Below are 20,381 nucleotides of genomic sequence, written 5' to 3' on the forward strand. Positions count from 1 at the left end.
TTTATTTTTATTATAATTCTCTCAACAATGTAGATGACTATAAGCTTACTAATATATGAATTAAAGTCACATTTTCCAATCTAGTGTTTTTTTGTGTGGTTGAAACAAAATGCTATTTATTCGTTTATGACTAAAAAACGGCCATCTATACATAGTCTGTTAAATATAAGTAATATCTAATTAAGTGTTGGTTTTATTAGTGGCCCTTTTATTAGCTTTCTATTAGGGGTATTAATTCGTACAACAGTCTAATTAATATCCTGCTATATGTAGGGGTATAAGTGTTAGTAATGATTTGTTCAGTTTAACGATTGAATGAATATAAAAAAAGCCCGCATTTTATTACGGGCTTGGTGTTCAATCAATTCAAGTTATGCTTTAACGGCTTCACAATCATTTGAAGAAGTTAAAGGTTTGAAGAATAGCTTTGTTTCTTCGATTACAACGTGGCGTAACAAGATAAGACCGATTAGGTTAGGAATAGCCATTAGGCCGTTCACGATATCAGCCATTAGCCAGATCATGTCGAGTTTTAAGAACGCACCAGAAGCAACCAATGCTATGAAGATGATTTTGTAAGGTAGGACCGCTTTCGTTCCCAACAGGAATACAACACAACGCTCACCGTAATAGTTCCAGCCTAGGATGGTCGTAAATGCGAAGAAGATTAAGCCAACAGAAACTAGCATTGGGCCTAAAGTATCGGCGTTCAAACCCACAGCGAATGCATGAGTGGTCATCGCCGCACCAGAGAGATCGGTCTGCCAAGCACCCGTTAAGATAAGCGCCAAACCCGTCATCGTACAGATGATGATGGTGTCAAAGAAGGTACCTGTCATAGAGATAAGGCCTTGCTTCACGCACGAGTCGGTTTTAGCCGCTGCTGCTGCCATAGGCGCGCTACCCAGACCTGATTCGTTCGAGAATACACCGCGAGCAATACCTGATTGGATAGCAAGCATGATGCTAGCACCAAAGAAACCACCCGTTGCCGCTGTGTTGGTGAACGCAGAGGTAACAACAAGGGTAATAGCATTCAGTAGTTGATCGGCGTTTGAAGCCAGAACGCTTAAACACGCAACGATGTACATGATAGCCATGGTAGGCACGACTTTTCCTGTCACCTTAGCGATCGATTGAATACCACCAAGAGTGACAACCGCCACTAATATCGTAAGAACAACAGCAGACATTTCACGAGACGCACCGAATGAAATTTCAGTCGCGTCTAAGATAGCGTTAACTTGTGGGAAGGTACCAATACCGAAACAGGCAACTCCCAAAGCGAAGACAGCGAACATCACCGCTAAGATTCGTGAGCCGACACCGTACTGCAAGTAGTACATTGGACCGCCAACCATTTCACCATTGCTGTCGGTTCTACGGTATTTAACAGCAAGTAGACATTCTGCGTATTTGGTCGCCATACCAAAGACAGCGGCAAGCCACATCCAGAATAGGGCACCAGGGCCACCAATCTTGATTGCGGTCGCTACACCTATGATATTACCTGTGCCAATCGTTGCGGAAAGCGCAGTACACAAAGCGGCGAAGCTTGATACGTCACCCGTGCCGGATTTGTCTTTGGTGAACACCATTTTTAGCGCAGTTGGGAGATGTCTAAACTGGAGTAAGCCTAAACGAAAAGTGAAGTAAACACCGGTGCCAACTAATAGGATGAGTAGCGGTGGTCCCCAAACGAATTGGTTGATGGTTTGAAGTGTAGCTTGTAGATGGTTCATGGTTTCCCCTTAATAAATTAAAAATTTAAGGAGAAGAGGGAAGGCAGTGCAGATCACAGGGATCGATAGCACCACTTAATACATACGGATTTCTAGATAGAATTCTTTTGTTAATTAAGGCTGTTGCTTTCCACTCCTCTGTCCTTTTGCCTGAGAGTTTCACTTAGCGAATCACTTATAGATAAGTAACGGGCACTAAGCTTGCTCCTTCGGCGACCGTTTTCTACAATAAAGTAGTACGATTCTCTCCAGAGGTTCCTCCAACGACAGTCCTCACTTTTCTGGATTTCTCCAGCATAAAGCGCCTGAAAGATTTACTTCTTCGGCGGGTTAATCTAACTAAATGTTAATATTTAGTTAAAAACCACTCTCCTGCAGTCTTCATCGGAACAATTACCTAAATAATTAGGTAATCTGTAGCCGTATCCTAGATCATATAAAATGTGATGTCAGCTACAAAATATCTGTTTGCTCAAATGTTGTTCAACTAAATGATCAAACAACGAGTCTCTGACGTAACTTGCTTATTTAAATGGTATAAAATAGAGAAACAAGGAGGAGTTATGACTCGATTGATAGCGATTGTTTTTTTATTGGCTTTGGCATTTGTGCTGTTTCGTTTCCGGACGAACGAAAAAGTGCAGAAAGGGGTGGTGATAGTTATCGTTAGCAGTTTCCTTTTGTATACGGCTAGCTTGATGATTTCGGAGCTAACTCGTTAGACGCGGTGGCGTTCAAACGATAGCGAACGAGCGAATATAAACCTAAGCGATGTATTGAACGGTTTAAGTGGCCGTGTTCGGTTTAACTGAGCCGTCAAAATCAGTAACAGTGTAACGTTAAAAATATTTTTGGGAGTACCCGCTAGTGAACCAGCAATCTGGACAAAGCGAACAAGATGAAGTGGTTATTATTGAAGAACGAGATAAACGTAGTCAGCTTTATATAGGCATTGCTGCGGTTATTGGTCTGGCTTTAGGTGGCTTGGTCGGTTCTACAATCACGTCATCGAAGTGGGAGTCCAGTTATCAGGTACTCGAAACGCGTTACCAAGAACTGAGCGACAGTAAAACACAGTTGATGACGTCAGTTGAAGCGAAGGTGGCGAAAGTCGATACAGAAATCGATAAAAAAGTAGAAACTGCGCTAGCGAAACAGGCAGAAGAGCATCAAAAAGAACTTCAAGATTTAGCCAAACAATCTTCGGTTTTAGAAAAGGCGAACTACTCGTTAGAACAGCAGTTAAATGAACAAAAGCAAACGTTAGAACAAACTCAGCAAAACAATCAAAAACTCAATCATCAGGCTGATATGCAGTCCACTTTGTTTGAACGCTCGCGTGAACTTTTCCGTAAAGAATTACAGATATCCCAAGAGCTTGAAAAACTTGAGAAGGAAAGAGATGACATCGAACAGAAACTTGGCCCTTTGAAGCAAGCGTGTGATGTCTTCTTAGATGGCACGTCATGGGACGCTAAATCTGATGCTTGTGAGAAACAAGATAATGCTAACTCTCGATTGAGTGATATCAGACAAATGATTGAAGTTCATACTATGGATCTCAAGCAAATCAAAACGTTAACCGAAGAGATGGGTTTGTAAGCTTAAACGCTTAGTCCACTCATAGGTAAGCCTGTGTGCTAATGAATGCGTGATAGCAAATATTCAAACGCCCACATCATGAAAATGGTGTGGGCGTATTTCGTTCTAAACGTGTGGTCTTGTATTGCTATGCCGTTTTATCTCAGATAGCTATATCGTTTCGTCGCAGGTAGTTGAGTGCTTTTGTCACAGATAGTTATGTCGTTTCGTCACGGGTAGCTGAGATCCGTTTGCAACCGTTTACCAAGGCTATCCGTGATTAGAACCGTAAAATTGCCTTTGATGTGTGACTGGTTGAATATTTGGTGATTTTGCTCGCATATTTATACGCTGGGTAAATAGGATAATGGTGGTGTTCTAGGATGAACACGCGGTCTGTTGTCATTCTGTGATTAGACCATCTCAATGGATAGGCAAAGGAGGGAGCTATGCCTGAATACCTGTGTGAGACTTGTACCGTAGCTTATTGCTTTGATGATTGTCATTCGTTGCTAGCAAAAAGAGAAATGATTGAAGTCGAAGAGTCACTTGACCGAAAAAAAGTAAGCGAAGATCCTGATCGGCTTGAACAAGACAGTACAGGCGTTAGTTAGATATTAAGATGGCTAGATACCAAAACGGATAGGTATTAAAACAGATAGGAATATTGCAGATTTTGATTCAGACATAAAAATTCCCTACGAGCTAAGTCATAAGCCAGTAGGGAGTTTAGATTAGTAGCAGTACTGTTCTCGCTTTCTCAAGCAAAGGGTATTACAAAAATTTTTAGAACAGTGTTATTTGACGATAACTTATTGATGAAAATCTATTTGTCGTAAGTCTTGATTTCGCCTGATTTTACGCGCGCAACAAATGATTGCAGTTCTTTCTTCACAACAGGCATCAAGAAGTACAGACCAAGAATGTTGAAGATAGACATCGCAAAGATAGCCGCATCAGAGAAGTCGATTACCGCACCAAATTGAATCGTGGCACCAATAACAACAAACACGCAGAATATGACTTTGAAAATCAGCTCAGTTGTTTTGCCTTCACCAAATAGGTAAGTCCACGCCTTAAGACCGTAGTACGACCAAGAGATCATTGTCGAAAACGCAAACATGATTACCGCGAGCGCTAGTGTGTATTTGAACACTTCTGCGGTTTCAGTAAACGATGCAGCAGTAAGCGTTACACCCGTTAAACCTGTTCCATCATATGGACCTACGTTTAAGCCAGCGATAGTGATTACCAATGCCGTCATTGTACAAATGATTACCGTATCAACGAACGGTTCTAGTAGTGATACAAGACCTTCAGTGATTGGTTCTTTTGTTTTTACTGCTGAGTGAGCGATTGCTGCTGAACCTACACCCGCTTCGTTTGAGAACGTAGCACGTTTCAGGCCTTGGATTAAGGCGCCAATAAATCCACCAACCACACCTTCGCCGGTAAATGCACCTGTAAAGATTGCATTGAACGCAGGACCAACTTGATCAAGGTTAGAACCGATAACGATGAGAGCCATACCGATATACAGAGCAGCCATCCAAGGAACAACTTTTTCTGTTACAGAGGCAATAGAAGGCATACCGCCAACAATAACGGAAAATACTAAGGTAGCGAGTACAAGCCCTGTGATAACACCGTATTCACTCGGTACATCGAATGCGTAAGTTAACATGGCATGTGCTTGGTTAGCTTGGAACATGTTACCGCCGCCCAATGCGCCTAAAATACACATTAATGCAAAACCAATAGCAAGGCCTTTACCTAGTCCACCAAGTCCTCTTTCGCTCAGGCCTTGGCTTAGGTAGTACATTGGACCACCCGAAACGACACCTGAAGGTAAGATAGTTCGGTATTTTACACCTAAAGTACACTCACAAAATTTAGACGCCATACCTAGAAGACCACACAAGATCATCCAGAATGTTGCACCCGGGCCACCAATCGCGAGTGCAGCACCTACACCTGCAATATTACCAAGCCCTACGGTTCCTGAAAGCGCGGTTGTTAACGCTTGAAAGTGAGATACTTCGCCATCCTCTTTGGAGTTAGGGTCGGTATACTTACCTTTGATAATGTCGATGGCCATGCCAACACGTTTAAATTGAACAAAGCCAAAATAAACAGTAAAGATAATCGCGGCGAGCAATAGCCAGCCAACAATGATTGGGAAGTTTGCTTCACCAAGTGGGACACTTTTAAATATTAATCCAACGAACCACCCTGTGTAGTCATTGAAAAAACCATCAACACTTTGGCTCAAGTTACTGATACTTTGGCTAAATGATCCTTCTTGTGCAAATGCACTGGAACTAAACAATAATATAAACCCAAAAAATAATTCACGTAAGTTTTTCATGGTTTTCCCTGTCTTTTTATTAAATTATGTTTGCTGCTGTTGTGTTTGTTTTCTATTTGTTTTTTACGTTTCAGTGACTCATCTATTTCACTCGACGGCAACATAAACGGCTGTAGCTAGGTCGAAAAACGAAATAAATATAAGTACTGATCTTGCTTTGTATGGATATCCTTTTGGTATGTGAACCAATAAGACTATGGTATTCGGCCTACCAAGTCCTACTGACAATCCTATACATAAAAATAATACCCTCAAAGAAATTTTTACAATAAATTTACAATTGTTCGGGTTTTGTCATTGTTTTGGAATAAGTCGATGCTTTTTAGGTTGTAAAAGGCATATGCAGTAGCTGTTATAGCGACGGGCTAAGGTGAATTATAGTGGGGGATCACAGGGAAGTCGGCGAGTTTGAATATTCGATATGTGCTTGGGAAGCGTTTATACAATTGATGGCTTAAGATGGAATCAGGCCAGAGGGTATTAAAAAGGCCCTTTATCAGAGCCTTTTTAATGGTTTACGATGAGCATGAGGCTTAGCGTTTAGAGACTAGCGCTACACAGCCCCAGTGATACGTTTACTCGATTTGTGGTAGAGCTTGAGCGCCAACAGCGATCCCCATAAAGCGACTTGTCCCCATAGCAATGTCCATTGAGACGCCACTTCTTGCCAAGATGCACCCATCTGATTAAGCGCTAAGAAGCCTTGAATAGCTGGTGTGCTTGGGAATAACTGCGATAACAGTACTAGCCATTCAGGCATCATTTCAACAGGCCAGATAAAACCTGAAGAGAAGATCAGCGGCATTGAACTGATTAACACCACAACCGTGACTAACTCTCTTCTTGGCACTAGCTCACCAATAAAAATCCCGATCAAACAACTGGCCAATAAGAAGGGCAGCAGTAAGGTCAAAATTTGTGTCGTTGAGGCGAGTAAGTTTATTCCATACATCGAAAAGCTCGCGCCGAAGTAGTACATCGACAACAAGTAATAAATGCCAACTAAAGTACAGCAGCGAGCAAGCATCAGTTTTGCCGGAGAGGTCTTACTCCAATAGCCAAACGTGGATTGAGCGTTTTGGGTTGCGCCAACTAAACCAGAAGCCATGGTTAAGGTTTGTTGCAGGATCAACACAAAGACGGCTGGAACCACGTAATCGATGTATCCCATGCGGCTATTGAACGTTGGTTTTAGGTTCAAGCTAAACGCGCTGTAGCCTTTGGCTGCGGATTCTAAGGGCACTCCTTCTACTAACAAGTGACTGACCTTAACTTGTGCAGCTAACGTGCCACCTGCCTTGGCAAGTCCTTCAACAATGGTTCCGTACACTAAGAAGTAAGAAGCATCGCCGGCGTAAGAAAGCGTCGGGCTCTTACCGAGCAGCAAGTCTTTATAGAAGTCTTCTGGAATGACGAGGAACCCACCGACCTCTTGGTTAAGTACGGCTTGTTTTGCATCTGCGATGCTGGAGTCTCGACGTACCAACTCGATTTGAGAGGTGGCATCCACCATTCGTTCTAATTGGTAGCTGCTTTGACTCTTGTCCAAGTTTACTACCGAGGCTTTAAGCTGTTGAGGAACTTGGTGCGCGTAAGGCAATGGATACAAGAATGAATAGAAGACCACACCACCAAATACCGTAAGAAGTACAACAGGGTTACGCAGTACCGCTAACAGTTCTTGTTTGAGCAGTTGAGTAAAGTTCATCGTTTTACTCCTTGTGGTGCTGATTGTTCAGATTTCTCTTGCTGTGTTGTTTGTGCTGACGATGTTGCGTTTGCAGATACAGATAGGGCTGCTTGGGATGTTAGAGCCGTTTGTGCGGACAGATCCGATTGCGCCAAGTGTTTCTTAATCAACAACATCACCACGAAAGCAGGTATCGCATACCACAACATAGAGGAGAGGCTGATAAGCGACTGTGCCACGCTCGCGCCATAACTTGATTGTGCTGTTTGTACTTCGATGTAATGACTCACGGGCAGTAAGCTTCTCCAGATTTGCGCTGCTGTGTTCATGTCGGTGACTGGAAAGGTAATACCCATGAACGCAAAGCTTGGTGCTGTAAAGGCGCCAGCGAAACTCATCGCCCTTGCTGGATCAAGCGTTAAGAAGAAAAACAAACAACCCATGATGATACAACTGATGACGGTAAGCAGTTGGGCGAGGGTCAGTGCCACAAAACTGCCGTTAAACGGCCAGTCTAAGAGGACATAGAACCAAAAGCTAAACGCGATACCAAACATCAAAAACAAGACAAGGTAGGGCGTTAATGTTGATGCGAGTGACTTCATCGGGGCGTTGGATAGCCAAGCGTGAAGGCCACGTGCTCTAACGTTCGCCGTCAAAACCAATATCGTGCCCACCACAATCATGATCTGCCATAGTGCAGGAATAACCGCAGACACCAAGAACTGAGCATAACTGGTGTTCTTGTTAAACAGTGGCGTGATTTGGCTTTGAACGGTAACCGCTTGGCCTAACGCCGACTGTACTGTGGTATCACCGTGTGAAAGCTGTTTAACGACTTCAAGTTGTGCGTTAAAAGTCCCCTGAGCCTGCAGCAGAGCGGAGTTCACCAGTTTGCCGATCAAGATAAATTGGCTGTTATAGAACACGGATACTTGCGGGTTTAACCCTAGGTAAATATCTCGGTCAAAGTGTCTAGGGATGACAACATAGCCATAGATTTCGCGTTCAATCATCGCCTTAGCTGCTTCGCTAGCCGAGCTGTATTTCTGACTCACTTGCAGCGTCGGTGAAGCATCAACTAAGCGCGTGAACTGTTGCGAAATTTGGCTGTGTTCAAGATCAACCACCGCAACGGGTAAATCACGGGCGATGCCTTGTGAGAAAATCAACCAAATACTGGCAGCAAGAAGCAAGGGTATCCAAGTTAGGCACGACAACAACCATTTGTCTTTGCGGACAATCGCCCACTGCCTAAGCAAGGTATTCTTCGCTCTATGATGCTCAGTTGATTGCGAGCCAGTAGATCGAGAGTTAGCAGGCATAAGTCACCTAAAGTTCAACCACAAGGCTCATACCCATACGCAGTGTTTCGCTTGTGTCGATAGGGCGAGCTTCTACTTCAAACGTACGTAAATCGAAGCCTTGCGCAGCATCGGTTGAGCGCCAGGTTGCGAAATCACCCATTACGGCAATGTGTGTCACTTGGAAAGTTAATGATTTATCCAGAGCCGGTAGGTACGCCTCAAACTGGCTGCCTTTTTCGAAGTGCTTAAGCATATCTTCACGCACATTGAGCACGGCCCATGCATCCTTCGTATCGATAACAGTCACAACAGGGAAACCTTGTGGTGCGAGCTCACCGCTGCTCAATAGCACCTGAGACACTTCGCCATTAAACCAACTGTGGATTTGTGTGTCTTTTGCGTAGGCTTCAACTTCTGCTACTGCACCTGCAGCCATTAGTGCTTTTTGAGCGGCAGCCACTTTGGTTTCGTCACGAACACCTTCTTGGGCTAGTTGGTACATTTGGAAGGCAGCACTTTCGGTGTATTTCGCGGCTTGCCATTGTGTTTTGGCTTCATCACGTTTTTGTTCTGCGACGACACCGTCGTTGTAAAGGTTGTTTACACGTTGGTAGGTCTTATCCATTAGATCGGCAGCTGCTTTTGCCTTCAGCCATTGGTCTTTTGCTGCTTGGATTTGTTGAGTACGGGCGCCATTCTCTGCTTCTTGAGCCAATGCCCCAGCCGCTTTTTGACCTGCTTTTGCTTGTTCTAGTTTCGCGTCGATCTCAGGGCTAAGAAGAGAAAAGATTAATTCGCCTTTTTCAACAGCATCACCTTTACGTACAAACACCTGGTCAATGCGTCCAGGCACTTTGGATGAGATACTGTACTGCTGTGCGTCAATTTGGCCTTGCAGTTTAACGGGTTGTGGTTGATACGCTTGGTAAAAACTGTATCCGACCCAGCCAATAACACCGATACCAACTAAAGATAGAAGAAGGGGCTTAATAGGTTTCATGAATTATCCTTTTGACTGGCTATCGGTGTCTGTTTTTGAGTCGAAATCAGACGAAACAGAAGATGTTAAGTAACTTGAGTAAGCATTCATTTCGCTGGTTAGCGCCAAAAGCTTATTGAGAGAAATTAGGTATTTGAATCGCGCAGCAGATTGCTGTGTTTTGATGCTTGCAAGATATAGCTCTGCATCAACCACTTCTAGCGAGTTAGAAAGCCCTTGAGTGAAGGCTTTTTTACGAAGTAATAGGTTCTCTTGAGCCAAAGCCAAACTTGAGTTGAGGCCTTGAACCTCTTCAATTGCTTGGTTTGCTTCGAGGTAGGTTTTTTGTACCAACACCGTTAAGTCTTGCTTGGCTTGCGACTTAAGGAATTGCACCTGTGATACTGCGCTGTGAGCGGCGGCGACTTTGTCTGAACGACCTGACGTATCAATCAACGGTACATTCACACCAATGCCGACTAACCAATCAGGTTTCATCTCACTGGCTAACGAATCATCTTCGTAAAGGTTGTAATCACCGTAAAGGTACACTTCTGGGTAGTACTTACCTTTTTCGGCCTTGATTAAGCTGCTTGCTTGTTTCTCTTTCGCATCAAGGATCTTCAAACCAGGGTAAGTCATCAATGTTTGATCAATAAAAACGTCCATATGTGGCAGGTTTCTATTGATGAAAAGTTGCTCTGAGGGTTCTACACTTTGGCTCTGACCAAGGATCTGAGTCAGCGCTAATTGAGCAATCTTGAGATCGTTCTGAGCTTTAGTACGCTCGACAACCGCTTTGTCTAATGAAGCATCCGCTTGCAGGCGTTCTACTCGTGCGATTTGTCCTTGTTGTTCAAGCTTGATGGCGAAATCACGATGTTGAGTTAGACCTGCTTCAACCGCTTGACGTGTTTTCACAACGTCTTCCGCTAAGATCACCGAGAAGTAATATTTACTTAAGTCTTCGTAGCGAGCCTGTCTTTCCATTAACAGTTGGCTTTGCGCTTCTTCACTTTTACCTTCTGCTGCGTTTTGCGCCGCGGTAATTCGACCGCCAGTAAAGATAGGCCAAATGGCTCGAATCGAAGAGCTAAAGATGTCTTGCTCGGTGATGGTTGAGGTAATGCCACCTAGTTGACCTAATAAGGGCGCAAATGCTGGGTTTACACCACTTAAGCTGTCGCCAAATTGTTCGCCATTAATGGTCACATCACTATCAAGGTGAGTGTAATTTGCACCTAACGTAACAGAAGGGAGGTTAAGGCTTCCAGTTGCGTTTTGAAGATGTTGGTAACGCTCAACATTCGCTTGTTGAGCCGCAAGAGAGTTGTTGTTCTCTTGGAGTATTTGCCACGCTTCTGAAAAAGAGAGTGGGGCTGCATAGCTAGGCGAACTGATAGTACCGATAAGAATACTGGCAATTGCAAGGCATCGGAATTTCGGTTTGGTCATCGGAACTCATTACCAATTTAGAGTATTAACTCTAATGTTAACAGGGCGATCGTCGTTTGTCTTGAACAGATTGCTTCTATGAGCAGTAGGCTTCTTTAAATAGGTCGCTTCATATAAGCAGCTCGCTTCTATGGATAGATAACATCTATAAACAGATAGCACTTATAAACTAATAGTACTTGTTAACTGATAGTACTTATTAACTGATAGCACCTATTAAACCAAAAGACTCACATTGGCAGAGAACGATACCACTCGTTAATTTAGTGTGAACAGGCTGAGTGGTATGGTGTCAGGGACAAACGACACGAAAAGAGCACGACAAAGCGTGCTCTTTACGTTCAGTATAGAGATATTTGTTACAAAATGAAGGGATCTATTTGAAGCTTGGGCAATGGTGGTCGGCACGCCACACCAATTGTCGAGAGCCTTGCATCGTTTGTAATAAATCTCTGCCTGACATTTGTGGGAAAGCTAACAACACTTTTAGGTCGAGTGGGGATCTCTCATCCTTCTCATATGCTCTGACATGAGTAAAAGTAGATTGCAAGTTATTGAACAGCATCGCCTTAGTAAGGCAAATTCCAAAATTATCGCGTTTCATTGCCTGGTTTCCTTTTCAACAATGTTTGTACGTTATGTTTTTAATCCTGTTTCTGTTGGACGTTGCCACTGATCTAAACTTCCTGCTCATCAATGTTTTATTATTGGGCGCTGATTTCATCAGTCACCTCTGAGTTGTCTGCTGGCCTATAGTGTAAATAGAGATGTATGAACGAGATTAGGTTGATAACCTGTTTGTTCAACAATCGTAGCGGCGAGCGTGCAACTTTTAGTTATAGATACGTCCAGTGAGCGAAGAGTTGTTGTCTTTTTGTTAACCGAAATTTCGATTTAAAGCACCGTCTGAAAATCATGACTTATGGCTTGGCAACAATAAACTTCTTCATATGCAACCATTATAATTGTATTTATTTTGAACAACCTAAAAAACACCTAAAACCTTAGTGATCTAGCTCAATATTTATTCGTTTATTTGTCTTTTTAAGCTAATCAGTTCTAAAAACGAACAGGTTTTCGAGCGGTATAACGTAAAGGAATATCAATTAATAATCTGGTCAATTATTTAGTTGAGTAACAGTCACAGATTCGTATAAGTAAAAAGGCCATTTGATTAACTTGGTGTTAACATTGTTCGCTAAGTACTAGGGACGGTTTTATATGAAATGGAGTAGCATCAGCTTCAGAAAAAGGTTGCTGATTATCATGACGGTAACTGGCCTCGTTGAACTTTTGATACTTTCAGCTGCAGGTTTTTCTTATATCAAACAATCTCAAGAACAAGAGATGGGTTTGAAAGCGCTAGGTGTTGCTGAATTTCTTTCTGAATCGCCACTTGTTACAAGTATTCTCAAAGAAAATGGCTCTTTAAATCCGGATGGCGTTCCCTACGTTTTATCTGAAGAGACCCAAGTTAAATTTCGCAACCTCACCCAGTTAATTGGTGCGGCGTTTATCGTTGTAGGTGATGACAAAGGTATCCGCTTGATCCACCCGTATGACGACAGGCTCGGTAAACCAATGCGGGGTGGCGACAATCAAAAAGCCCTCGTGTTAGGCGAGTCTTATGTGTCGACGGCTAAAGGATCGCTTGGTTTCTCTGTTCGTGGTAAGTCTGCCGTAAAAGATCTGCAAGGTGGCGTAATTGGAGTTGTATCTGTTGGTTACCTTTTGGATTCGCTGCAAGACAGAATCGAATCTTATTTAGCCTTCTTGATTGTGATGGCGCTGTTAGTGGTTGCGGTTAATGCAGTGATTTCAAGTTATGTCTCTCGTCGTTTTCAACGCGCTATCTTGGGATTTGAACCTGAAGAGATTGGTCGTTTATACGTTGAGCTCGATGTGACCATGAGTACCGTGAAAGAAGGTATTTTAAGCATCGATAAAAACGGTATTTTACGTTCAATAAACAAAAGTGCGTGCGATATTCTATCGATAGACAGAGAACAATCAATTAACCAGCGTCTTTCCGATGTGCTGGCGGGCAGTGACTTGGAATTGCTGTTATCAACGGGAGAATCCGATCACGACGTTGAGTTGTTTCTCAACAATAAGCGAATTATTGCAAACCGCAGTCCGATTATTGTTGCTGGTGAAGTGGTTGGAGCGGTATCCAGTTTCCGTTTAAGAGACGAAATCAATGACTTAACGGATCAACTTTCTCAAACTAAAGAATACGCAGATTTATTGCGTTCTCAAACGCATGAGCACCAGAACAAGCTCAATACGATTAGTGGCCTGATTCAGATGGGCGAGTTGGAATCGGTCCAGCATTTGATTGGCCAAGAAACGGCTCATTATCAAAGCCTCATCGAGTTCTTAAGAGAAACGGTGAAAGATCCACTTATTGCCGGCATGCTGTTGGGGAAAACAGAGCGAGCGCGTGAGATCGGTCTGGAACTGAAAGTCGAAGAGGGTTCAAGGTTAGAAGCGTTACCAAGCCGATTAAATGCTGATGACGTTGTCACAATTCTTGGCAATCTGATTGATAACGCTTTCGATGCCACCATGATGGCGATTAAACAAGAAGGGCAGATTGTTCCAGCACGCCGCGTTATCGACGTGTCGATCAGTGATTTTGGCAATGAAGTTATTGTTGAAGTGGAAGACAAAGGATGTGGTTTGCCGAAACACTTGGCGACCGATGCGCTGACAGAAAAAGGTGTGTCTAGTAAGGCGAAGCAGAATCGCGGTGTCGGTTTGTATCTCATTAAGCAACTTGCTGACCGTTATCAAGGGCAGTTAGAAATGGTTGATAACCCAGGCTTTGGGTCACGCGTGACGGTGTACTTACCGAAAGAAGAACAATAATAATTGAGCACGGAGCGATCGAGAGAAGATCATCGTGACGAGAACATAATGGTTAAAGGAAGAACATAAATGAACGCAATCACGAGAGTCATGGTCATTGAAGATGATATTGCGATTGCAGAGCTGCACCATCGTTATTTAGAACAGATGGGTGGCTTTGATGTGGTTGGGATTGCGACCACACAGTCTGAAGCGTTGATGCAGTTAGATATCTTAAAGCCTGACTTGGTTTTATTGGATGTGTATCTGCCGGATGGGTGTGGACTTGATATTTTGAACCACGTTCGCGGCAGTAATCAGGGATGTGATGTGATCTTGATTACCGCAGCTCGTGACGTCGATACACTGCAACAAGCCATGCGCGGTGGGGTGGTGGATTATCTGCTTAAACCTGTGATGTATCCTCGCTTGGAAGCTGCGTTGAAAAAGTACCAATCACAACAACAAGAGTTTGAAAGTGCGTCGGATCTCAATCAAGGATTAGTAGATAAGATGCTACAAGCGAATGCCAAAGCCGATTCAGGCAAGCTATCAACGTTGCCTAAAGGAATCGATGGGGTAACGCTAGATAAAATCCGTGCGATATTTCAACAAACGGATGTGGACAATATCACTGCAGATGAAGCGGGTGAACGTATTGGAGCAAGCCGCACCACAGCCAGACGCTACCTAGAGTTTTTGATCACATCGGGTGAATTAGTCGCTGACTTAAATTATGGGACAGTCGGTCGCCCTGAGCGTTGCTACAACAAACCGAAAAGATAACATGAAGTCAAAAGACAGCTTTCATATTAAAGAGCTCAAAGGCAGTGCTTATATTAAAGTCAAAATGTAAAACCAGTTGAATAAACTGGTTTCATTTTACTTATCACCCCTCATATCCCACTCCGCCGACCAGATACCATTCTTTCTTGACTACAATGTTTGTGAATGCTGATTTGCTTCTGTTTCAGTCTTTGTTAACTCAACTATCGATTAGATTTTGTTCGAAACGAGTCAATATTTAATCGATTGCTTTCACAGTGGTTGATGTAAATCAAATAGTCATAGACAATACTGTCCCGAATAGAGGTGATAGTCTTCACCCTCGTTTACCAAACGCATTCTCAAGTGTAATAGGCACTCGCTATTGATGTAATAGCCAAGACCTATTATCTATTTTCGTATGTCGCTGATACCTTTGGCGAATACTAAAAACCTTGTTTTTATAGGAAAGATGATGGTAATACCTGAAAACAGCAGCATCGTTATTTTTGGTGCGTCGGGAGATCTAACTTATCGCAAGTTAATTCCTGCCTTGTACCACCTGTATGCTAGCAATCAACTACCTGAATCCTTTGCGATTCTTGGAGTGAGCCGTACTGAGTACAGCGATGAGTCTTACCGTGAGAAGCTGAAGAAGTCTCTTCAGGAAATGGAAAAAACTGAACCTGAGACGCTGAATGCATTTATTGAACATCTGCATTATCAAGCGATCAACACTTCAGATGTAGACGATTACGCTCGTTTAGCACAACGTCTAGACAAGCTTGAGCAAGACTACCAATTCGAAAACCACAATACATTGTTCTACTTGGCAACCCCGCCAAGCTTGTACGGTGTGATTCCAGCAAACCTTGCTGCACATGGCCTGAACGACGAAAAGAACGGCTGGCGTCGTTTGATCATCGAGAAACCATTTGGTTACGACTTAGCATCAGCTCAAGCGTTAGATGAAGAGATCCATCATCACTTCCAAGAACACCAGATCTACCGTATCGACCATTACCTTGGTAAAGAGACGGTTCAAAACCTTCTAGTGCTTCGTTTCTCAAACGCGATGTTCGAACCACTGTGGAACCGTAACTTTATTGAATACGTTGAAATCACAGGTGCTGAGTTCCTTGGCGTTGAAGAGCGCGGCGGATACTACGACGGTTCTGGCGCAGTTCGTGACATGTTCCAAAATCACTTGCTACAAGTTCTGGCAATGGTTGGTATGGAGCCACCTGCTCAAATCAATGCCGATTCGATTCGTGATGAAGTGGTTAAAGTACTTCAGTGCCTGAAACCGCTAGAGGAAGGTGACTTACGTAAAGATCTAGTACTAGGTCAATACACAACATCTGATGTTCGTGGTCAGCACTTACCTGGTTACCGCGAAGAGCATGGTGTTGCTGATGATTCACGTACCGAGACGTACATTGGTCTTAAAGCATACATCAACAACTGGCGTTGGAATGGTGTTCCTTTCTACGTACGTACGGGTAAACGCTTACCAACTCGCGTAACTGAAATCGTGATTCACTTTAAGAACACACCACACCCAGTATTTGGTCAAGATGCGCCAGAGAACAAGCTGATTATCCGTATCCAACCGGATGAAGGTATTCAGATGAGTTTTGGTTTGAAAGAACCAGGTGCAGGTTTTAAAGCAAAAGAAGTGAAGATGAACTTCTCTTACTCTGACTTGCCTGAAACTCAAATGCTGACGGCTTATGAGCGTCTTCTTCTTGATGCGCTGAACGGTGATGCGACTCTGTTTGCACGTACCGATGCAGTAGAAGCATGTTGGAAATACGTTCAACCAATCTTAGACTTCAAGCAAGATCCTCAAGCACTGTTTGGCTATGCTTGTGGTACTTGGGGCCCGCAAGAAGCGGATGAACTTCTGCGACGTGATGGCCGCGCATGGCGTTTCCCATGCAAAAACTTAACAGACACGGATTACTGCGAACTATGATCAATCACAAGATCTTTGCAACGCCTGAACTGGTCGTTGAAAACCTAGCAAACGAAATGAAAGTTTACAGCGAGCAGGGCAAACCTGTTCACATTTCACTGTCTGGTGGCAGCACGCCAAAAATGCTTTTCAAGCTTTTAGCTGAAGCACCATACGCGGAAGGTATTCAATGGAATAACCTTCACTTCTGGTGGGGCGACGAACGTTGCGTTGCACCTGATGATGCAGAAAGCAACTTCGGCGAAGCGAACGCGCTATTGTTTTTAAAACTAAGAGAATTTTCTCAAGTAAACTTTCCGTCAGAGAACATCCACCGCATCCGTGGTGAAGATGAGCCTAAAGCAGAAGCAGAGCGTTTCGCAAAAGAGATGGCAGACGTGATTCCAACTGAAAACGGCACGCCTGTATTCGATTGGATTCTGCTAGGTGTTGGCGCAGACGGCCACACAGCTTCACTATTCCCGGGTGTAACTGACTACCAAGATGAGAACCTATCTGTATTAGCTTCTCACCCAGAGTCGGGTCAGATCCGTGTTTCTAAAACAGCGAAAGTTTTAGAAGCAGCAAAACGAATCAGCTACCTAGTACTGGGTGCAGGTAAAGTTGAGATCGTTAAAGAAATTCATACAACTCCTGCTTCAGAACTGCCTTACCCGGCAGCGAAAATCCAGTCTAAAACTGGCGAAACAGAGTGGTTCCTAGATTCAAATGCAGCAAGTGCTATCGCATAAGTGCGAATAGCCGCAAGGAGATAAAATAATGAAAGGTGATATCGGTGTAATTGGCCTAGCAGTAATGGGTCAGAACCTTATCCTAAACATGAACGACCACGGCTTCAAAGTTGTGGCTCACAACCGTACTGCTGCTAAAGTAGACGAGTTCCTAGAAGGCCCGGCTAAAGGTACTAACATTGTTGGTGCTTACTCTCTAGAAGAGCTAGTTGAGAAGCTAGAAGCGCCACGTAAAGTGATGCTTATGGTTCGTGCTGGTGACGTTGTAGATACGTTCATCGACAAGCTTGTACCACTTCTAGACAAAGGCGACATCATCATTGATGGCGGTAACACTAACTTCCCAGACACAAACCGTCGTGTTGCTGCTCTTCGCGAGAAAGGCATCCACTTCATCGGTACGGGTGTTTCTGGTGGTGAAGAAGGCGCTCGTTTCGGTCCTTCTATCATGCCAGGCGGTTCTCCTGAAGCTTGGGAAGCGGTTAAGCCTATCTTCCAAGGTATCTCTGCGAAAACTGACGCGGGTGAGCCTTGTTGTGATTGGGTTGGTAACGACGGTGCTGGTCACTTCGTTAAGATGGTTCACAATGGCATCGAATACGGTGACATGCAGCTTATCACTGAAGCATACCAGTTCATGAAAGATGGCCTAGGTATGAACCACGATGAAATGCAGGCTGTATTTGCAGAGTGGAACAAAACTGAACTAGACAGCTACCTAGTAGAAATCACAGCTGACATCCTTGGCTACAAAGATGAAGACGGTGAAGCGCTAGTTGAGAAGATCCTAGACACTGCTGGCCAAAAAGGTACAGGCAAATGGACTGGTATCAATGCACTAGATATGGGTATCCCTCTGACTCTAATCACTGAGTCTGTATTCTCTCGTTGCCTGTCAGCACTTAAAGATCAACGTGTTGAAGCTGAGAAACTGTTCGGCAAGACTGTAGCTCCAGTTGAAGGCGACAAGCAAGAGTGGGTTGATGCAATCCGTCAGGCTCTACTTGCTTCTAAGATCATCTCTTACGCTCAAGGTTTCATGCTAATGCGTGAAGCGTCGAACGAAAACGGTTGGGATCTAAACTACGGTAACGTTGCACTTATGTGGCGTGGTGGTTGTATCATCCGTTCTGCATTCCTAGGCAACATTCGTGATGCTTACGAAGCGAACCCAGAGATCGCATTCCTAGGTTCAGATGCATACTTCAAAGGCATCCTAGACAACTGCATGGGCGCTTGGCGTAAAGTTGCAGCTAAGTCTATGGAATCAGGCATCCCAATGCCATGTATGACTTCTGCACTAACGTTCTTAGACGGCTACACTACCGCTCGTCTTCCTGCGAACCTTCTACAAGCTCAACGTGATTACTTCGGTGCTCACACTTACGAGCGTACTGACCGTCCACGTGGTGAATTCTTCCACACAAACTGGACTGGTACAGGCGGCGACACTGCTTCTACAACTTACGACGTATAATCGTTAGTTAGGAGCAGTTAAGAACACGTTTGTTCTTTAAGCTGTAAACTAGAAAATAAAAGGATGCCAATTGGCATCCTTTTTTGTTGGTTTTTAGGTATGGTTTGACGGTCAATGATCAGCGGCTTACTGTTAGCACTTAGAGCACTTAGAGCACTTAGAGCACTTAGAGCACTTAGAGCACTTAGCACATAACAGTTTCAGCAGCTTATTAGCTAATTTAGGCCGTCATAATATGTGGCTGAATTTCGTCGTTGTACTGCTCTCGAATCGACATGAAATGCTCTAGATTTTGCTTAAGCGCTGAAACGCATTTTGGATCAAACATAGAACCAGTGTGCGCCTCAATATAAGCCATTACGTCATTCAGTGACCAAGCGTGTTTGTAAGCTCTTTTGCTCATGAGTGCATCAAAGACATCCGCGAGTGTCACGATTCGCGCCTCTAGGGGGATCGCGTCTTGGCTTAGCCCGTCGGGTAATCCTCTGCCATCAAATCGCTCATGGTGGTGGCGAATAATATTCTTAATGAACTGTATTTCATCCATGCACATTGAGCTGTGGTGAGAGAGGGCGACCACGTCATTAACCATCTCTTCACCATACAAAGTGTGATTGTTCATGATGGCTCTTTCTTCTTTGGTGAAGCTGCCAGTGCTGAATAACACGTTATCTGGGATCCGATATTTCCCTATGTCGTGAAAAGGGGCATATAACCGAATACGATGAATGAACTGATGAGTAATCTCATTGTTACTGTGTGATAAGGTGCGGGCCAGCTGTTCACTGTATTTCCCCATTCGTATTAGATGTTCTTTGGTTTCTGGATCGCGAGCGTGCCCCATGTTTAAGGCAATTGCTAATGATGATTGAAAGTGACGCTGTCGCTCAAACAGTTGAATGAACAAGCTAGAAATGACTTGAGTGAGATAAGCAATATCACATTGAATGTATTGTTGAGCAAAAAAACCGATTGATGAAGCGTTAATAAACACAAACCCAAGGTTACTTTCTTGGTAGTGAATAGGCGTCGTGTAACTGCTTTGGTGACCAAGTTTTAATAGATGTGAAACTTGTTTTGTCGGATGGGTAGAGGTGAGGTCGTCGATTATTCGAGTGTCTAGAGATTCAGCCATTCGAGACAGCTCAGATTCTGGTTTAAGTTCCTGTTCGATATAGCGATGTTCGGCTTCTTGGCAAAGGCTATCCGAAACAAAGTAATTCGAGGCTCTGTTTTCACTGCACAGTACGACTGAAAGCCGAGATAAGATGGGGTAATGTTCACGAGCGAGCCGGAAAAGGTCATCAACGATGGCGATAATGTCCTTATCTTGTGCGGCTACTCTGTTGAGCTGGGAGTAGTCAAACATATTGCAAGCCAACCTTTGTTTATATTTATATCAATAGCTTAGTCAGATCTTTATTATTTTTAGTATCGATAAAACCATAGCATTGCGTA

General features: G+C 43.7%; 16 protein-coding genes and 1 riboswitch. Of the genes, 8 read left to right on the top strand and 8 right to left on the bottom strand.

The features are described 5' to 3' along the window. Positions 1 to 371: 371 nt before the first annotated feature. Positions 372 to 1,742, bottom strand: coding sequence for an alanine/glycine:cation symporter family protein (locus OCV36_RS06910; RefSeq protein WP_135456378.1), 1,371 nt, complete (start codon positions 1,740 to 1,742; stop codon positions 372 to 374). A 128-nt stretch (positions 1,743 to 1,870) separates the two neighbouring features. Beyond that, a riboswitch (glycine riboswitch) is annotated at positions 1,871 to 2,004 on the bottom strand. A 301-nt stretch (positions 2,005 to 2,305) separates the two neighbouring features. On the opposite strand from OCV36_RS06910, the gene OCV36_RS06915 reads away from it, so the two are divergent. The 3 genes from OCV36_RS06915 (at position 2,306) to OCV36_RS06925 (ending at position 3,937) form a co-directional block, all read left to right on the top strand. Further along, positions 2,306 to 2,464 carry a hypothetical protein gene (locus OCV36_RS06915; protein ID WP_017072708.1) on the top strand — a complete coding sequence of 53 codons (159 nt, stop codon included), beginning with the start codon at positions 2,306 to 2,308 and terminating at the stop codon, positions 2,462 to 2,464. 145 nt (positions 2,465 to 2,609) lie between these two features. Further along, a complete protein-coding gene (locus OCV36_RS06920; RefSeq protein ID WP_135456375.1) occupies positions 2,610 to 3,344 on the top strand; it encodes a chromosome partitioning protein ParA in 735 nt (244 codons plus the stop codon). 428 nt (positions 3,345 to 3,772) lie between these two features. Next, positions 3,773 to 3,937: a hypothetical protein gene (locus OCV36_RS06925; RefSeq protein ID WP_017072706.1), complete on the top strand. Its 165-nt coding sequence runs from the start codon at positions 3,773 to 3,775 to the stop codon at positions 3,935 to 3,937. A 212-nt stretch (positions 3,938 to 4,149) separates the two neighbouring features. Here the strand turns inward: OCV36_RS06925 and OCV36_RS06930 are convergent, their stop codons facing one another. From OCV36_RS06930 to OCV36_RS06955, 6 genes are all read right to left on the bottom strand, one after another. Beyond that, positions 4,150 to 5,691, bottom strand: a complete 1,542-nt coding sequence (locus OCV36_RS06930; protein WP_135456373.1) for an alanine/glycine:cation symporter family protein — start codon at positions 5,689 to 5,691, stop codon at positions 4,150 to 4,152. 553 nt (positions 5,692 to 6,244) lie between these two features. Further along, positions 6,245 to 7,399 (bottom strand): ABC transporter permease, encoded by a 1,155-nt coding sequence (locus OCV36_RS06935; protein ID WP_135456371.1) that lies wholly within the window; start codon positions 7,397 to 7,399, stop codon positions 6,245 to 6,247. Next, entirely contained in the window at positions 7,396 to 8,706 is a 1,311-nt protein-coding gene (locus tag OCV36_RS06940; RefSeq protein WP_135456370.1) for an ABC transporter permease, read from the bottom strand. The genes OCV36_RS06935 and OCV36_RS06940 overlap by 4 nt, the downstream gene beginning before the upstream one ends. Before the next feature lie 7 nt (positions 8,707 to 8,713). Continuing rightward, positions 8,714 to 9,688 (bottom strand): HlyD family secretion protein, encoded by a 975-nt coding sequence (locus tag OCV36_RS06945; RefSeq protein WP_135456368.1) that lies wholly within the window; start codon positions 9,686 to 9,688, stop codon positions 8,714 to 8,716. A gap of 3 nt (positions 9,689 to 9,691) precedes the next feature. After that, the gene (locus tag OCV36_RS06950) at positions 9,692 to 11,122 is read right to left on the bottom strand and encodes a TolC family protein (RefSeq protein WP_017072701.1); all 1,431 of its coding nucleotides are present in this window, start codon (positions 11,120 to 11,122) and stop codon (positions 9,692 to 9,694) included. Between the two features lie 376 nt (positions 11,123 to 11,498). Further along, a complete protein-coding gene (locus OCV36_RS06955; RefSeq protein WP_017072700.1) occupies positions 11,499 to 11,726 on the bottom strand; it encodes a hypothetical protein in 228 nt (75 codons plus the stop codon). A 617-nt stretch (positions 11,727 to 12,343) separates the two neighbouring features. On the opposite strand from OCV36_RS06955, the gene OCV36_RS06960 reads away from it, so the two are divergent. The 5 genes from OCV36_RS06960 (at position 12,344) to gnd (ending at position 18,923) form a co-directional block, all read left to right on the top strand. Then, positions 12,344 to 13,993: a sensor histidine kinase gene (locus tag OCV36_RS06960; protein WP_167853028.1), complete on the top strand. Its 1,650-nt coding sequence runs from the start codon at positions 12,344 to 12,346 to the stop codon at positions 13,991 to 13,993. A gap of 69 nt (positions 13,994 to 14,062) precedes the next feature. Continuing rightward, the gene (locus OCV36_RS06965; RefSeq protein ID WP_017072698.1) at positions 14,063 to 14,758 is read left to right on the top strand and encodes a response regulator; all 696 of its coding nucleotides are present in this window, start codon (positions 14,063 to 14,065) and stop codon (positions 14,756 to 14,758) included. 454 nt (positions 14,759 to 15,212) lie between these two features. Beyond that, positions 15,213 to 16,715 carry a glucose-6-phosphate dehydrogenase gene (gene zwf / locus OCV36_RS06970; protein WP_167853032.1) on the top strand — a complete coding sequence of 501 codons (1,503 nt, stop codon included), beginning with the start codon at positions 15,213 to 15,215 and terminating at the stop codon, positions 16,713 to 16,715. Beyond that, a complete protein-coding gene (gene pgl, locus OCV36_RS06975) occupies positions 16,712 to 17,446 on the top strand; it encodes a 6-phosphogluconolactonase (protein WP_135456494.1) in 735 nt (244 codons plus the stop codon). The genes zwf and pgl overlap by 4 nt, the downstream gene beginning before the upstream one ends. A 28-nt stretch (positions 17,447 to 17,474) precedes the next feature. Further along, positions 17,475 to 18,923: a decarboxylating NADP(+)-dependent phosphogluconate dehydrogenase gene (gnd, locus tag OCV36_RS06980; protein WP_135456364.1), complete on the top strand. Its 1,449-nt coding sequence runs from the start codon at positions 17,475 to 17,477 to the stop codon at positions 18,921 to 18,923. A 220-nt stretch (positions 18,924 to 19,143) separates the two neighbouring features. Here gnd and OCV36_RS06985 read toward each other — a convergent pair whose 3' ends face one another. Continuing rightward, a complete protein-coding gene (locus OCV36_RS06985) occupies positions 19,144 to 20,304 on the bottom strand; it encodes an HD-GYP domain-containing protein (RefSeq protein WP_135456362.1) in 1,161 nt (386 codons plus the stop codon). Positions 20,305 to 20,381: the final 77 nt, after the last annotated feature.

It is taken from the genome of Vibrio echinoideorum, from assembly GCF_024347455.1.
GTDB lineage: Bacteria > Pseudomonadota > Gammaproteobacteria > Enterobacterales > Vibrionaceae > Vibrio > Vibrio echinoideorum.

Coding starts and splice junctions, on each gene's coding strand:
- OCV36_RS06910 (WP_135456378.1), bottom strand. CDS start 1,742: ATGAACCATCTACAAGCTACACTTCAAACCATCAACCAATTCGTTTGG.
- OCV36_RS06915 (WP_017072708.1), top strand. CDS start 2,306: ATGACTCGATTGATAGCGATTGTTTTTTTATTGGCTTTGGCATTTGTG.
- OCV36_RS06925 (WP_017072706.1), top strand. CDS start 3,773: ATGCCTGAATACCTGTGTGAGACTTGTACCGTAGCTTATTGCTTTGAT.
- OCV36_RS06930 (WP_135456373.1), bottom strand. CDS start 5,691: ATGAAAAACTTACGTGAATTATTTTTTGGGTTTATATTATTGTTTAGT.
- OCV36_RS06935 (WP_135456371.1), bottom strand. CDS start 7,399: ATGAACTTTACTCAACTGCTCAAACAAGAACTGTTAGCGGTACTGCGT.
- OCV36_RS06940 (WP_135456370.1), bottom strand. CDS start 8,706: ATGCCTGCTAACTCTCGATCTACTGGCTCGCAATCAACTGAGCATCAT.
- OCV36_RS06945 (WP_135456368.1), bottom strand. CDS start 9,688: ATGAAACCTATTAAGCCCCTTCTTCTATCTTTAGTTGGTATCGGTGTT.
- OCV36_RS06950 (WP_017072701.1), bottom strand. CDS start 11,122: ATGACCAAACCGAAATTCCGATGCCTTGCAATTGCCAGTATTCTTATC.
- OCV36_RS06955 (WP_017072700.1), bottom strand. CDS start 11,726: ATGAAACGCGATAATTTTGGAATTTGCCTTACTAAGGCGATGCTGTTC.
- OCV36_RS06960 (WP_167853028.1), top strand. CDS start 12,344: ATGAAATGGAGTAGCATCAGCTTCAGAAAAAGGTTGCTGATTATCATG.
- OCV36_RS06965 (WP_017072698.1), top strand. CDS start 14,063: ATGAACGCAATCACGAGAGTCATGGTCATTGAAGATGATATTGCGATT.
- zwf (WP_167853032.1), top strand. CDS start 15,213: ATGGTAATACCTGAAAACAGCAGCATCGTTATTTTTGGTGCGTCGGGA.
- pgl (WP_135456494.1), top strand. CDS start 16,712: ATGATCAATCACAAGATCTTTGCAACGCCTGAACTGGTCGTTGAAAAC.
- gnd (WP_135456364.1), top strand. CDS start 17,475: ATGAAAGGTGATATCGGTGTAATTGGCCTAGCAGTAATGGGTCAGAAC.